We start from the raw sequence: 14,055 nt of genomic DNA, 5'->3' as shown, positions 1-14,055 counted from the left end.
CACGGTATTGACCATTTTTCTCACGGACGTATATATTCAGAATATTTCTTTCAATACCTTTACAGTAACCACTATGTAACAATACAATAAAATTAGCGATGAAACAATAAAAAATTGGAGGAGAACATGGGAAATCTTACACAACTAAATGAGCGAATATTTCTAATTGACGCACATGATTTGGGGAGAATGGCTCGAACTGGTTCTTACATAATAAAAGAGGATAAAATTACAATTGTTGAAACAAGTGCAAGTCCTTCAATACCGTACATTTTAGATGGGCTTAAGGAACTGAACATTGATCCAATTGATGTTCAGTATATAATTGTAACCCATATTCATTTAGACCATGCTGGAGGAGCTGGCCTCTTATTAGAGCATTGCCCAAATGCAAAAGTGGTTGTTCACCCTAAAGGAGCAAGACATTTGGTTGACCCAACTCGCTTGATTTCTGGAGCAAAGGCCGTATATGGGAAAAATTTTGATTCTTTATTTAATCCAATTTTGCCAATTCCTGAGGAAAAATTAATCATAAAATCAAATCAGGAAGAACTTGAAATAGGACGGAATTGCAGCCTCGTTTTTTTCGATACGCCAGGACATGCCAATCATCACTTTAGTATTTATGAACCTGTTAGTAACGGTATCTTTACCGGTGATACAATCGGCATTTATTATCATGAACTAGTCAAAGACAATATTGAGCTGTTTTTGCCTTCGACATCTCCTAATCAATTCCGTCCTGATGCCATGCTCGAATCTGCAAAAAGAGTGAATGATCTCGGGGTCTCAGCTATTTATTTTGGCCATTACGGGATGTCAACAAATGTGAATGAAGTGTTCGCTCAACTACATCAGTGGTTACCTATTTTTGTGAATGCCGGGAAAAAGTCTTTTATCGACCACCCTTTAGCAACTGAAGTTGAACATAAAGAAATTATTAAGGAATTGATCTTAAAGGAAATCACAGCTTATCTTGATGAAAAGAATGTTCCAAGACATCATGAAGTATACGAAATTCTTAGCCTTGACCTTGATATTTGTGCAATGGGAATTGTTGATTTCCTTCAAAAAGAAAAATAGAAATCCCAATTGGGATTTCTATTTTTCTTTGATATTTAGAAGATGCCTTGATAAAGTCCAAAATGAGTGAATGTTCGATTATCCATTTCAAGTAAGGAATAAATCGTCGTTTTTAATGGATTCCACGTTAAAAATGCTGAATCCTGGTTAATCGTTTCCTTATGTGTAGCAGTATCTTTTACAGATGGTGCATCATCTTGTGATTGTAAATCCGTAATAAGCCAGTTTGAGTTTATTTTTTCAATTGTGATAACTTCATAATGATCTTTATAAGCAACAGGACCTGCATCAGGGGATTTAAATAACTCATAGACAAAAATCTTCTTTTCGTTTTGATCGAATAAAATTTTTGTTTCATCTGTATACGAATAAAACGGAACAAAGTAAAGGGCAAAATCGGAACCATACACAATATACCCATCCTTTTCCTTTATTAAATTTTCCTCTAAAAATGTGTTTGCATAATCTGAATGGAAAAAAGGAGCAAGAACTTGTTGAACTTCTTCATAAGTACGAAATTCAGATGTTAGTGAAGATTGCGCTTGAAACGCTTCTTGTAAGAATGTAAACACTTCCTCTTGTGTAAGGGGTTGATTAGATGACGCTTTAGCTGTTGGAACAGAAACTAGTCCGATAAAACAAATGACAATGAGTAGTAATGAGATTCGCTTGCTCAAATTATCATCCTTTCATTAAGTGACTGGTTATGTACAAGTACCCTCATTTTAACAATTTCTTAAAAGCACGTGGATATGAATCGTTCGTTAAATAATTGCAGATTTTGACATGTTTATTTATATACAAACAATAAATTCATAAATCCAATGAAAAAAAGAGTGAATTTTGACATACAAGATGAGAAAGCCGATTCGTAATTAGTATTGTTTACAACTGTAATACATATTTAAAATTTAAGTGAATATGAATATGCTACACTAGTCTCATAACTTCAATTGATTATAAAGAATAGGTTGGCGGTTAGGATGGCAAAAAAATATACAAGAAGACAATTTATTAAACGGGCATTTGCCACAACAGCAACAATTGCAATTGCGTCCTCATTAGGGTATTTGTATGCCCGATATATTGAGCCGAAACAGCTAGATATCACATCTCATAAAATTGCACATCCTACTATTCCAAAAGACTTTGACAACCTTAGAATTGTCCAATTTAGTGATACTCATGTTGGGCATTATTACACACTAGAACAACTCACTCTTCTAGTTGATCGAATAAATAGCTACAAACCAGATCTTCTATTTTTCACCGGAGATTTAATGGATGAGCCTAATAAATATGCAGCTGCCAATCATCTCATCCCGATCCTAAAACGGTTAGAAGCTCCTCTTGGGAAATTTGCCATTTACGGTAACCATGACCATGGGGGTTACGGATCGGAGATTTATAAAAAACTAATGGAACAAACTGGTTTTAATCTCTTAATGAACAGCTCGAAGGAAATTCACTTAAGAGATTCAAAAATTACCATTGTGGGGTTAGATGATGTCATGCTCGGACGTCCTAGTTTTGAACAAGCATTCCAAAACGTAGATTCGTCTAGTTATACGATTCTACTTGCTCATGAGCCCGATATTGCTGATCGAGCAGCTAAAGTGGGAGCACATATGCAACTATCCGGTCACAGTCATGGTGGACAAATTCAGCTGCCATTTTTAGGCCCACTGATTACTCCCCCGCTTGGAAGTATATATTATGAAGGTGCCCATGAAATCGGCACTACAAAAATGTTCCTCTATGTAAACCGCGGACTTGGAACAACTAGGCTTCCATTACGATTTCTAGCAAAACCTGAAATATCCATTTTTACATTACAATCGACATAAAGAAAGAGGATGACCCCAGGTCGTCCTCTTACTTATTTGTTAAATAATGCTCTATCAACTCATCTTCTGGTATTGGTTTACTAAAGAAATAACCTTGAACTTTATGACACCCCATAATCTTGAAAAATTCAACCTGTTGTTCTTCTTCAACACCTTCAGCGATTACAGACAGTCCTAAACTTTGGGCTAAGTGAATGATTGTAGTTGTAATCGCAGCATCCTTTTCATCACGGAGAACATCTTTTACAAAGGATTTATCGATTTTTAATGTATCGATAGGAAGTTTTTTTATATAACTTAAAGAGGAATAGCCTGTGCCAAAGTCATCCACGGCAATTCGAACACCAATTTCCTTTAACTTCGCCAATGTGAGCATCGTTTTCTTTGGGTCTAACATCGCTCCCTCGGTAAGCTCAATTTCAAGACTGCCTGGATAGATTTGATTCTCCTCAATATTTTGTTGAATCATACTAACTAATTCAGGTTGCTGGAATTGTTTTGGTGATAAATTGACACCAATGGATACAGTCCCATATCCACTCTCTTTCCAGTGTTTTAATTTCTGACATACTGTGTGAATTAGCCATTCTCCAATTGATAAAATGAGCCCAGTGTCCTCGGCAATCGGTATGAATTCTGCAGGTGACACAAAACCTAGTGTGGGATGATTCCATCTTAACAGTGCCTCAAAGCTTGTAACCTTGCCTGAACTAAGATCCAACTGTGGTTGATAGTAGATTTCAAGTTCATTCTTTTCAATAGCCCTTCTAAGACTTGTCTCAAGGTGCATTAAATGGGAAGACTGCTTTTGTAAATCAGTACTATAAAATTGATAGAGCGCCCTGCCTAATTCCTTTGCACGATACAAGGCTGTATCAGCATTTTTGACTAGTGTATCTACGTCATTGCCATCGGTCGGATAGAGACTAATTCCAATACTCGCTGAAATAAAGAATTCCTTTCTTTCTAAACTGAAAGGCTTTTCAAACAATCGGGTCACGTTCTGCGCAAACTTTTCGGAATGATCTCTTGAAGAGTTTGGTAGAATCATAATGAATTCATCCCCGCCTTGACGGAAAACCTTATAGCCTTTTTGACTAATTGATGATAACCTTCTTCCAACTTCTTTTAATAAATGATCCCCTGCGACATGTCCCATAGAATCATTGAAAAATTTAAAACGATCAAGATCTATGAACATTAATGCAAATTCTTGTTCAAGATCGATGGCTTCTGTAACTGCATTATCTAACTCCTTCTTTAATGAGCTGCGATTAGGTAAACCTGTAAGTTGATCATGATAGGCCATATAGGTAATCATTTCCTTATCGGCAACCCTTGCAGAGATGTCTCGAGTGACACTTACGATGAATAGAATATTTCCTTTGTCATCAAAGACTGGGGTTAAAAGCGATTCACCGTGTACGACTTTTTTATCAGGTAGAATCACAACATCCTGAAACGAGACTGCTTCTCTTTTCTCCACAACAGATTTATATTGTGCATGTAAATGATCAGCTGTTTCTTTAGGTAACACCTCGTGAAGTGTTTTCCCAAGGCTAGAGTTAGTTAATTTTGCATGCCCCTTTGCCTCTTCATTTAAGAAAACATAGGTAAAAATGTCTTCTTCCTCTACTTTCATGACATATATTAAATCCTTGATATGTTTAAGGATAATTTCAAAGATAATTGCCTCAATTTTCTCACCAAATTGGCTATATTGCTTATCCTTCAAGATTACATGATTAATGTTGTTCATGAGACCATTCCCTACTGCAGATTAATATTTTACCTCTTCGGCATATATTGACAAAAACCTTTATTTTTTCAATCATTATTTTTATTTAATCGTATGAAAGATTTAATAAATACTTTGTTCCAGTTGAATTTGTAAAAATACACTACTACCAGTATAATAAAAGATAGAAAGGAGAGAAAGTATGAAAAAACAGGTAAATCAAGCACCGCTTGAACCAAATGTGGACAACCTTGCACGTGCCATATTTGTTGTAAACCGACATGCCAAAACGGCTACAAATCCTAAATTCTTATACTTACTAAAACGAAAAGCACTTGAAAAGCTTTTATCCGAAGGGAAAGCCAAAAAGGAAGGACTACATTTTTCCAGAAATCCGAAAAATAGTCAACAACAATCCGATGTCTTAATTTCAGCCGGAGACTATTATTTTCACATGCCTCCTACAAAAGAAGACTTCTCTCGCCTACCACACCTTGGACAATTGAATCAGACATACCGAAATCCAAAAACCTATCTATCACTTTCTCTAGCAAAAAGCCTGCTACAGCAATACGTTGGTATTGAAGAAAAAATCGAGAATACTAACCGATCAAACAAACGGACATACCAAAAACCCGTATTCAAAAAACTAGGTGAAAGCTATCGTTAATAACCAAAAGTGCGAGCGCCTTATTCAGTCCCAACAAACACAAGACGAGCTAGCGAGAAGGTTGCTACTTGACATTCTTGATGGGTTGGCTTGTGACCTCAACACGCAAATAAAAAACCAGGACGATGTACCTGGTTTTTTTTAGTATAGGTAATGTAAAGCCCGCTGGTCAGCTAAATTTGTATTAATTGGACAGTCTACCGAATCTCTTCCATATTGCCAAATCCATACATTTGCCTTACATTTTGGTGATATTGGCTTAAATTTAGGTGCATTTCGTTCCTTTGTCACTCCAGGCTCAGGTTCAGCACTCCATAGAATCGTTTGAACAGCTACCTGTTTATTTTTTCTGACAGCCTCACAATAAGCTACAGAAAAATCGCCTTTGACAGGATCGTTGTATATCCCTGGACGGAAGCCGCTAGGGTAAATTGATTCCACCCACCCCCGAATCCAAGCCTCGTCTACAACCAAAAAGCGCTCTACATTTGCAAACAATCCTACATTATTTGGAATGCCAAGACGTCTTGCATTAAATATAGCATTTCTTGCAGCAAGCTGCCCTTTTTCAAATCCTGTAGCGTCAGAAAAAATATTATAGATAGGTAAAACCTTGATTCCTCTGTTCCGCAAAAATGAAATTTCTGCTCTTGTTAATCCCGCTGAAACATTAGGACTTTCACTTAAATAACGGCCCCAGAATTTTGGTTTCCCAAGTTTAGATTTAACACATGTATATAGCTCTTCATCAGCAGTTGCCGCTGAATCCACTCCCCACACATATCTAGGCATATCCACAACCCCTGTCATATAATCAAATGCGCCTTTGCATGTTTGCTCCCGATTTTAGGCCCACAGGAAGTGGGTCATAAAGACGTTGCCACAGCTTGTGGCATTCTTTCACTTTGAACTTCCCGCTCGAAAAATTCCCTTTGAAAAATCGTGGCATCCGCCGGAGGCTTTAACTTTATTCATTCGGTTTTGATTCACAATTGAATGAATAGCACTCCTCTTTTATCCCAGCAACTTTAGTTTCTATGCTGAATATAGTTATGATTTCCATTTATGGATAAGTTGGTTGTTCTCTCCTCTAGCGAATACATCAATTCGGTTTCGATTCCATGAGGCTGAAGATGGTTCGGATGTTAATGTACCACCCTGGTCTTCCCATTCATTCCAACGGCTTCCATCCCAATTTTTTACATATAAATGTTCATCTGTACCCTTTACAAAAACATCAAGGTTATTAGGCTCTCTTGAAGATGCTGCTGGACTTGATGTTAATTGCCCACCTAGATCCTCCCAATTGCTCCAGCATGAGCCATCCCAATACTTATGATATAGTGCTCTATTTTCACCACGCACAAAAACGTCGATACGATTTGGCCCCCACGATACGGCACCAGGTGCAGACGTAAGAATACCACCTAAGTCCTCCCACTCACTCCAACTATCTCCATCCCAATATTTATGATAAAGATGGCGATCTGTGCCTCTTCCGAATACATCTAGGCGATTCTCACCCCAAGATGAGACAGCAGGTGATGATGTTAAGACTCCTCCCAAATCTTCCCACTCACTCCAAGAGGAACCGTTCCAATATTTATGAATCAAGTGGTTATTCTCACCACGAGAAAACACATCTACCCTGCCAGGTCCCCATGAGACTGCAGCAGGTGAAGAAGTAAGAGTACCTCCGAGGCTTTCCCAATCCGTCCAACTAGTTCCATTCCAAAACCGCCGATATAACACACGATTTCTTCCTCGCACATAGACATCTAACTGATTTCTTCCAGGTACAGTTACAGAAGGTCCAGATGTTAAGTAGCCTCCAAGATCTTCCCATTCACTCCAATTCTTTTCAGGTGAAAAGCCAATATTTTCATAAGTAAGTCGAATAATCGCTTTAAATATCCTCTCTAGCTCACGTTCCGGAATTCGGTAAGGTGATAATACCCCAAAGACCCAACTGGCTTGACGACGAAATGCCTGATAGGTTTGATTCACTCTTTGATCCAAAGAACCTGAGAATTGATTTTGAGTCATTAAAGTGTACATGACAAGTTGCATGGCAATATACTGCGATAATCGCTTATTAACATTAAATTCAGCTAAATGATCATAGTGAGGTTTTAAATTTTTTCGAACTTCTTTCCATACATTTTGAAATTCTTCTGTTTGTCTTTGCTGCTGGTCTGTAGTAGGTGTATTTATATAATTAGCCTGTTGGTAGCCATTTGCGGGATAATAAGGATAATAATAGTTTGGAACCACGCGAGTATATGGATTCATTTGATATCCACCATATGGTTGATTCATGACAGGTACCTCCTTTTATTCTTTTAACTTTATTCAGCAAAACTGAATAAAATTAAAAAGTTGCTCATTTCATACTATGAAATTTATAAGGAAAGTAGCCCATTTTTTCGTATTCTCCGAACCTTATATCTGAGCTTGCCAGTTCATCTAAATTCTGACATATCCAAATTTTCTAAAAAAATACTTTACTTTTTGCCTAATTCCCTTCATAATAGAAAGACAACTAGAAATAATTAAATGAAATGATTCTAGTTACACATATAAGGTGAAGGGGTTTTTGATTTATAAAGAAGTGAAAAAATAAAAGGAGTGATTAAGTAATGAACCATTTTAACAAAGAGCAAAAAAATGAGGTAGTCGTAATTTCTCAAACGCCTGATGAAGAAATGTATAAAAAGGTAGCCGAAATGGTTCTCATCCAATCACAGGCCTCCTTTAGAAAAGAACAATTACTTAAACAAATCGACCAATCACTTATTAACAAAGATGAAAACTTATTTATGGAACTTACAAAACAATATAATATGTTACTGTCTCAACATAGCTTTTTACAATAACGAATTGGCTAGTGCGAAGTGCACTGGCCTTTTATTTTTTCCTATTTAAAAACGGTGTAACTTCTAGGAGTTACACCGTCACATCTACACGTGGAAGCTTTATCTCAAAGGTTGTTCCTTCATTTTCTTTGCTATCCACCTTTATTTCACCGTTATGATTTTCTATAATATTATAACTAACCATAAGCCCAAGGCCTGTTCCTTTTTCCTTTGTTGTGTAGAAAGGCTCCCCGATTCGCTCAAGGATTGATTTTGGTATACCACACCCCTCATCTATAAACAAAATATAAATTGAGTCTTCCGTAACCATTGTACGAATAAAGATATTTCCGCCCTTTTCCATTGCATCGATGGAATTCTTTATAAGATTAATAAAGACCTGCTTTATTTGATTTTCATCGCATGTAATAATGGACTCTTTATTCATAAAATCGATATTGATTTGGATATCTTGCAGGATGGCTTGTGTCTCGAGCAATGTAACAACATCTCGCAAAATGATTCGGATATCTTTATTTTTGAATTTAATTTCTGATGGCTTTGCCAATAACAAAAGCTCACTCAGAATCAATTCAATTCGATTCAGTTCTGAAAAGATGATATCGAAATAGTTTTGTTTTCCTTGAAAGTCATTATGAAATAATTGTAAAAATCCTTTTATAGCCGTTAATGGATTTCTAATTTCATGTGCAATACCAGCAGCAAGTTGTCCGGCAATGGACAGTTTCTCAGATTTAATCATTAACTCCTCTGCTTTGATTCGATCAGATATGTCACGAATGATTACTTGAACAGCAGCCTCGCCAAAATATGTAGTTGGAATTCCGATTAATTCTGTATAAACCTGCTTTCCTTGGATCGTATACCAAGATTGCTTGCTAAAATTAACTTCCTTATTTTCAGCATTTACAATTTCAATAAAATCTCTGACCTGGTCGTGATTTTCTGGATGTAAAAAGGTATATATATTTTTCCCGAGCATTTCTGTGTAGCTGTTCGCCCCAAACATCTTTACACCTGAGTCATTAATAAAAACCCAATTATTTTGATAAATAACGGCGATTGTATCAATAGAATTCTGGACAATTCGTTGATATCGTTCACGACTTCTATGGATAATATCATGAAAAGACTTTCTTGATGAAATATCGTGTAGGACAAGATATTCATAGATTTCATCATTAATATAAATCGGTACTTCTTTTACTTCAACAAAGATTTCTTCTTTATTTTGTTTCTTCCACTTTTGTTCAATAATACCTAATCGATATCCGCTTTGTAGCTGTTGTATTCGTTTCTCTACTACTTCATGGAATTCTTGATTGATAAATGAATAAATCGATTTTCCCAATACGTTCATAGGATTCTGAATTTCGAGTAAGGTAGTAACTTCATTATTCATATATAAAATCCTACCGAATTTAGAAATGATAATAGGAAACGGAGCCTCATCGATTAGAATGGAAGCATCTTTTAATCGATTTTGATGAAGTGCAATTTCCGAATTAACAGATGATAATAGGGTATTAGTTAGGATTTCCTCATGTGTCCGACTATTCTCAGGTTCGACAAGCACTCTCATTTTTAATAAGATCTCGTCATATTCGAAGGAATCGGAGTAATAAACAGGTTCAACAGTTGTTTCAAACCAAATAAATTCTTCGTTTGTCTTCATAACCCTAAGTGCACAAACTGAAACTTCATGCTTATTGAAAAAATAGCTTTCAAGCATGAATCGGTCATCCTTATGGATAATGTTTTTAATGGAAGATCCAATTAGTGTTTCTTTTGTGTAACCTAAGATATCCTTACAGTTACTTGATAGATAGAGAATTTTACCGTTTATCGTCACTGTTAATACTAGATTAACAGAGGATTGTGTTTGAGGTAATTGCTGTTGAGCACTATATTGATTGCCAGACTCCATGTGTTGAACCCCCTCCCCTTTCGATTTAGACGTATCATTAAGATAGAAATAGCTATTTAGGATTTTGTAATGGTAACCATTTTTTTACTATACTATTACATTAATTTAGGGTTTAGTTCATATCCATAGGTAGAAAGACCTGTTTTAATTTTTAAAAAGCAAAACATCACCACTAAAAGGTAAAAAACTCGACAAGCACAGAGCTGTCGAGTTTGTAAGTATTAAAGTCCGCCTTCATATTTACCGTCATTCTTAGAGGCTTTTTCTTTTTTCGCTTTTTTCTTATGTGCTTGGTTCGCTGCTGCGCTCCCAAATTCCTTACCGAACTCTGTATCAGTTACGCTAGAATCAAATCCTTTTTTGTTTTTTTGTTCAGGATCATTCTTTTTATTACGCTTTGCCATATTAAAGTGCACCCCCTTAGAGATAATCATCATTATTTTCTTCTCCTAGAGGGATTCCTATGCAACAATAGGTGAACACTTACGCTTGATGTGAATAGAATCGTTATTGCTTTAAGCTAGTCGTGGACAAAGATCCCTTTGACTCATTAATCCCACAGTTTATATATGGCTTGAGTACCGCAGTTTTCTTCGCCCTTTTCGGCAAGTTCTTCATACATTTGTATTGCAAGTTCTAGTCCTGGTGTATCCATCTCCATTGCTTTTGCTTCTTCGAGTGCAATTCCCATATCTTTAATGAAATGTTTGATATAAAAACCTGGTTCAAAATTGCCTGATATCATTCTTGGTGCAAGATTGCTTAAAGACCAACTTCCAGCTGCTCCTGTTGAAATACTTTTTAAAACAGTTTCAGGGTCGAGTCCGGATTTTTTAGCATAAACCATTGCTTCAGCGACACCAATCATATTGGAGGCAATTGCAATTTGGTTACACATTTTTGTATGCTGTCCAGACCCCGCAGGACCTTGATATACAATATTCTGTCCCATGATTTCAAATAATGACCTGCAAGCTTCGAAAACCTCTTCGTCCCCACCAACCATAATAGCTAACCTTGCTTCTTTTGCACCAACATCTCCGCCAGAAACAGGCGCGTCTAAGGAATACAATCCCTTTTGTTTTGCTTCTTCGTAGATTTTACTTGCTAATGTCGGAGTTGAAGTTGTCATATCTATAAAATAAGTTCCTTCTTTTGCATGTGCCAAAAGTCCATTTTCACCAAGGTAGACCTCTTCCACGTCGTAGGGATAGCCAACCATTGTAATTACGATATTCGCTTCAGATGCGATTTCAGCTACTGACTGTTTCCAAACGGCTCCTTGTTTCACAAGTTCTTCAGCTTTTTCTTGCGTGCGTGTATAGACGAGAACCTTATATCCTTTTGAAAGGATATGTCCTGCCATACTTTTTCCCATAACACCTGTTCCTATAAACCCCACAACTGCATTTTCATTTAAAACATTTTTATGTACCATCACGTTTTCTCCCTTAACTTTTTTATTTTTATCATATCATATATTTCCAAAAAAAAATCTGTGAAAATTGGGGATTTGTACCTTACGAAAACGGCGAATGTTCCATAGGATATAACAAATAGATATGGAGGTGTTCTAAATGAGTGGAGAAAGACACGGAGGATATGGAGCAGGCTTTGCTTTGATTGTTGTATTGTTCATTCTATTGATCATTGTTGGGGCTGCTTACGTAGGTTACTAATTCTTTAAGAAAATTAAAGATTAATGATAAAAAAGAAAGGGAGATGTAATATGAGTTGTTGTGGATACGGATATGGTGGATATGGTTACGGTGGCTATGGTTTTCGCGGAGGCTTTGCGTTGATTGTAGTATTGTTCATTCTACTAATCATCGTTGGAGCTGCTTGGTTCTAAGATAACCATTTAACATGTATGCGAAGGAAGCCAACAACTTTAAAAGGTTGCTGGCTTTTTTCTTTACTCACCTTCAAAAATATCATGGAACTTTTTCATTTCTTTATCCACTTTAGGCTTAATATGATAAGGATTTTTCGGTTGAACCATGTTTTCTGTATTCACATCAGATCTAATCCCTATTTTATTTCCTGTTGAGTCATCATTGATTATGCCTTCATAGCGTCCATCGAAATGGGGATCTCTTTCATGATAATCGCGATCATTGTCTGTCATTTTTCTATACCTCCTCAACATTAAAGTGGCGTGTTTTATTAAAAATATGTACTTTTTACACAATAAAGAGGAACAATAACAATAAATATATGAATTGAGGAGAGATTGTAATGGGTGCAATTGATCGCGAAGGGTATAGGTTTGAAACAGAATATAATGTCATTAGTCAAAAAGGGGCAATTCATGTCTATCGCGATGGTGAATTTATCAAGGAATTGTCTTTCACTTTTAGTGGGGAGCAACCTGATCCTGCTTTAATAGAAGATGAGATTGACAAATTTTTTGAAACACACCAAGATTGAGATTAGTTTTACTTCTCATCCCTTTGGATGTAACGTACAATGTGGATGTGAGGTGATAACATGTATCGAAAAGAAATATTTGTGTTTGATGGAAATACGCCAAAAAAGTGCGTAATTCGTAATTATCAAGAAAATGATTTTGACGACCTTATTCGTGTACAACAAGATTGTTTCCCTCCACCTTTTCCTTCTGAATTATGGTGGAATAAGGAACAATTACATAACCATGTGTCACTATTCCCTGAGGGTGCCCTATGTGTCGAAATTGACGGACAAATATGTGGTTCAATGACTGGATTAATAGTTCAATTTGACCCTAGTCATCCACAACATACTTGGGAGGATATCACAGATAACGGATACATACGAAACCATACTTCAGATGGAAACACATTATACATTGTTGATATTTGTGTGAGCCCAGCATATCGTAAATTTGGCCTGGGGAAATGGTTGATGCAATCAATGTATGAAGTTGTTGTATATTTAAAATTAGAACGGTTACTAGGCGGCGGCCGAATTTCCGGATACTCTAAGTATTCTACAGATTTAAGTGCCGAAGAATACATCGAAAAAGTAATGACAGGTGAATTAAAGGATCCCGTGATTACCTTTCTTCTTCGTTGTGGACGCAGTCCTGTCCAACTTATTGAAAACTACCTCGAGGACGAGGAGTCCTGTAATTATGGATTATTAATGGAATGGAAAAATCCCTTTCACATATGAAAGAAAACGAGTCTAATTACATTACATTAACGTTTTCCAATCTGAGTTGCAGAAATTATTAGGGGTGGTATGAAGTTGAGGCAGCTTTAGCCAACATAAGACGCTATCAGCGTGGGTGGGGTCCGTAGTTGAAGAAATCTTCGGACAACCGTAGCCATAATCCGGGCGAGTGGGTCCGAAGTTAAGGCTTCTTTTGACAAGCGCACGCTCAATCAACACTTCTGGGTCCAATGTTGAAGTAACTTCCGACAAGCAAACATACAATCAGCACTTCTGGGTCCGAAGTTAACGAATCTTTGGACAAGCGCACGCTCAATCAGCACTTCTGTGTCCGAAGTTGAAGTAACTTCGGACAACCAAACATACAATCATCACTTATGTGTCCGAAGTTGAAGTAACTTCGGACAAGCAAACATATAATCAGCACAACTGTGTCCGAAGTTGAAGTATCTTCGGACAAGCAAACATGCAATCATCACTTCTGTGTCTGATGTTGAAGTAACTTCGGACAAGCAAACATACAATCAACACATCTGTGTCCGAAGTTAACGAATCTTTGGACAAGAGCACGCTCAATCAACACTTCTGTGTCCGAAGTTGAAGTAACTTTGGACAAGCAAACATATAATCAGCACTTCTGGGTCCGAAGTTGAAGTAACTTCGGACAAGCAAACATATAATCAGCACTTCTGTGTCCGAAGTTGAAGTAACTTCGGACAACCAAACATACAATCAGATTAAGTCCATATAATTGTGTA

At 36.8% G+C, this 14,055-nt stretch carries 15 protein-coding genes and 1 pseudogene; 8 read left to right on the top strand and 8 right to left on the bottom strand.

The features are described from left to right. The first annotated feature begins 126 nt into the window (after positions 1-126). Positions 127-1,083: an MBL fold metallo-hydrolase gene (locus AC6CHV_RS08720; protein ID WP_440273341.1), complete on the top strand. Its 957-nt coding sequence runs from the start codon at positions 127-129 to the stop codon at positions 1,081-1,083. Positions 1,084-1,118: 35 nt separating this feature from the next. Here AC6CHV_RS08720 and AC6CHV_RS08715 read toward each other — a convergent pair whose 3' ends face one another. Further along, complete coding sequence (locus AC6CHV_RS08715) at positions 1,119-1,760, bottom strand: DUF3993 domain-containing protein (protein WP_440273342.1); 642 nt, start codon at positions 1,758-1,760, stop codon at positions 1,119-1,121. Positions 1,761-2,066: 306 nt separating this feature from the next. Between AC6CHV_RS08715 and AC6CHV_RS08710 the strand changes: the two genes are divergently transcribed. Continuing rightward, positions 2,067-2,930, top strand: coding sequence for a metallophosphoesterase (locus AC6CHV_RS08710; RefSeq protein WP_440273343.1), 864 nt, complete (start codon positions 2,067-2,069; stop codon positions 2,928-2,930). 28 nt (positions 2,931-2,958) lie between these two features. Here the strand turns inward: AC6CHV_RS08710 and AC6CHV_RS08705 are convergent, their stop codons facing one another. Further along, the gene (locus tag AC6CHV_RS08705) at positions 2,959-4,689 is read right to left on the bottom strand and encodes a sensor domain-containing protein (protein WP_440273344.1); all 1,731 of its coding nucleotides are present in this window, start codon (positions 4,687-4,689) and stop codon (positions 2,959-2,961) included. A gap of 181 nt (positions 4,690-4,870) precedes the next feature. On the opposite strand from AC6CHV_RS08705, the gene AC6CHV_RS08700 reads away from it, so the two are divergent. Further along, positions 4,871-5,338 (top strand): YkyB family protein, encoded by a 468-nt coding sequence (locus AC6CHV_RS08700; RefSeq protein ID WP_341332029.1) that lies wholly within the window; start codon positions 4,871-4,873, stop codon positions 5,336-5,338. Positions 5,339-5,479: 141 nt separating this feature from the next. Here AC6CHV_RS08700 and AC6CHV_RS08695 read toward each other — a convergent pair whose 3' ends face one another. Continuing rightward, entirely contained in the window at positions 5,480-6,130 is a 651-nt protein-coding gene (locus AC6CHV_RS08695) for a glycoside hydrolase domain-containing protein (RefSeq protein WP_341332030.1), read from the bottom strand. Between the two features lie 258 nt (positions 6,131-6,388). Further along, positions 6,389-7,657, bottom strand: coding sequence for a DUF8189 domain-containing protein (locus tag AC6CHV_RS08690; protein WP_498078749.1), 1,269 nt, complete (start codon positions 7,655-7,657; stop codon positions 6,389-6,391). Positions 7,658-7,977: 320 nt separating this feature from the next. Here AC6CHV_RS08690 and AC6CHV_RS08685 point away from each other — a divergent pair, with 320 nt between their 5' ends. Continuing rightward, entirely contained in the window at positions 7,978-8,214 is a 237-nt protein-coding gene (locus AC6CHV_RS08685) for an IDEAL domain-containing protein (protein WP_341332032.1), read from the top strand. 70 nt (positions 8,215-8,284) lie between these two features. On the opposite strand, the gene AC6CHV_RS08680 is transcribed toward AC6CHV_RS08685, so the two are convergent. The 3 genes from AC6CHV_RS08680 to AC6CHV_RS08670 all read right to left on the bottom strand — a co-directional run bounded on the left by AC6CHV_RS08680 (position 8,285) and on the right by AC6CHV_RS08670 (position 11,579). Further along, positions 8,285-10,141, bottom strand: coding sequence for a PAS domain S-box protein (locus tag AC6CHV_RS08680; RefSeq protein WP_341332033.1), 1,857 nt, complete (start codon positions 10,139-10,141; stop codon positions 8,285-8,287). Positions 10,142-10,362: 221 nt separating this feature from the next. Next, on the bottom strand, positions 10,363-10,545 hold the full coding sequence (locus AC6CHV_RS08675; RefSeq protein ID WP_341333551.1) for a hypothetical protein: 183 nt from the start codon (positions 10,543-10,545) through the stop codon (positions 10,363-10,365). Between the two features lie 146 nt (positions 10,546-10,691). Further along, positions 10,692-11,579, bottom strand: coding sequence for an NAD(P)-dependent oxidoreductase (locus AC6CHV_RS08670; protein WP_440273346.1), 888 nt, complete (start codon positions 11,577-11,579; stop codon positions 10,692-10,694). 139 nt (positions 11,580-11,718) lie between these two features. Between AC6CHV_RS08670 and AC6CHV_RS08665 the strand changes: the two genes are divergently transcribed. Both AC6CHV_RS08665 and AC6CHV_RS08660 read left to right on the top strand, forming a co-directional pair. Then, a complete protein-coding gene (locus AC6CHV_RS08665) occupies positions 11,719-11,820 on the top strand; it encodes a YjcZ family sporulation protein (RefSeq protein WP_099353622.1) in 102 nt (33 codons plus the stop codon). Between the two features lie 89 nt (positions 11,821-11,909). Then, positions 11,910-11,993, top strand: a pseudogene (locus AC6CHV_RS08660) (YjcZ family sporulation protein); the annotation flags it as partial. Positions 11,994-12,056: 63 nt separating this feature from the next. Here the strand turns inward: AC6CHV_RS08660 and AC6CHV_RS08655 are convergent. Next, a complete protein-coding gene (locus AC6CHV_RS08655; RefSeq protein ID WP_498078748.1) occupies positions 12,057-12,269 on the bottom strand; it encodes a hypothetical protein in 213 nt (70 codons plus the stop codon). A 110-nt stretch (positions 12,270-12,379) separates the two neighbouring features. Between AC6CHV_RS08655 and AC6CHV_RS08650 the strand changes: the two genes are divergently transcribed. Together AC6CHV_RS08650 and AC6CHV_RS08645 are read left to right on the top strand one after the other, a co-directional pair. Beyond that, on the top strand, positions 12,380-12,571 hold the full coding sequence (locus AC6CHV_RS08650; protein ID WP_498078747.1) for a DUF5370 family protein: 192 nt from the start codon (positions 12,380-12,382) through the stop codon (positions 12,569-12,571). Positions 12,572-12,631: 60 nt separating this feature from the next. Continuing rightward, a complete protein-coding gene (locus tag AC6CHV_RS08645) occupies positions 12,632-13,297 on the top strand; it encodes a GNAT family N-acetyltransferase (protein WP_498078746.1) in 666 nt (221 codons plus the stop codon). The last annotated feature ends 758 nt before the right edge of the window (positions 13,298-14,055 follow it).

This window comes from Ferdinandcohnia sp. GQ5, from assembly GCF_059759275.1.
Note: the sequence above shows the minus strand (reverse complement) of the source record. Positions and strands in the feature narration are given on the sequence as shown.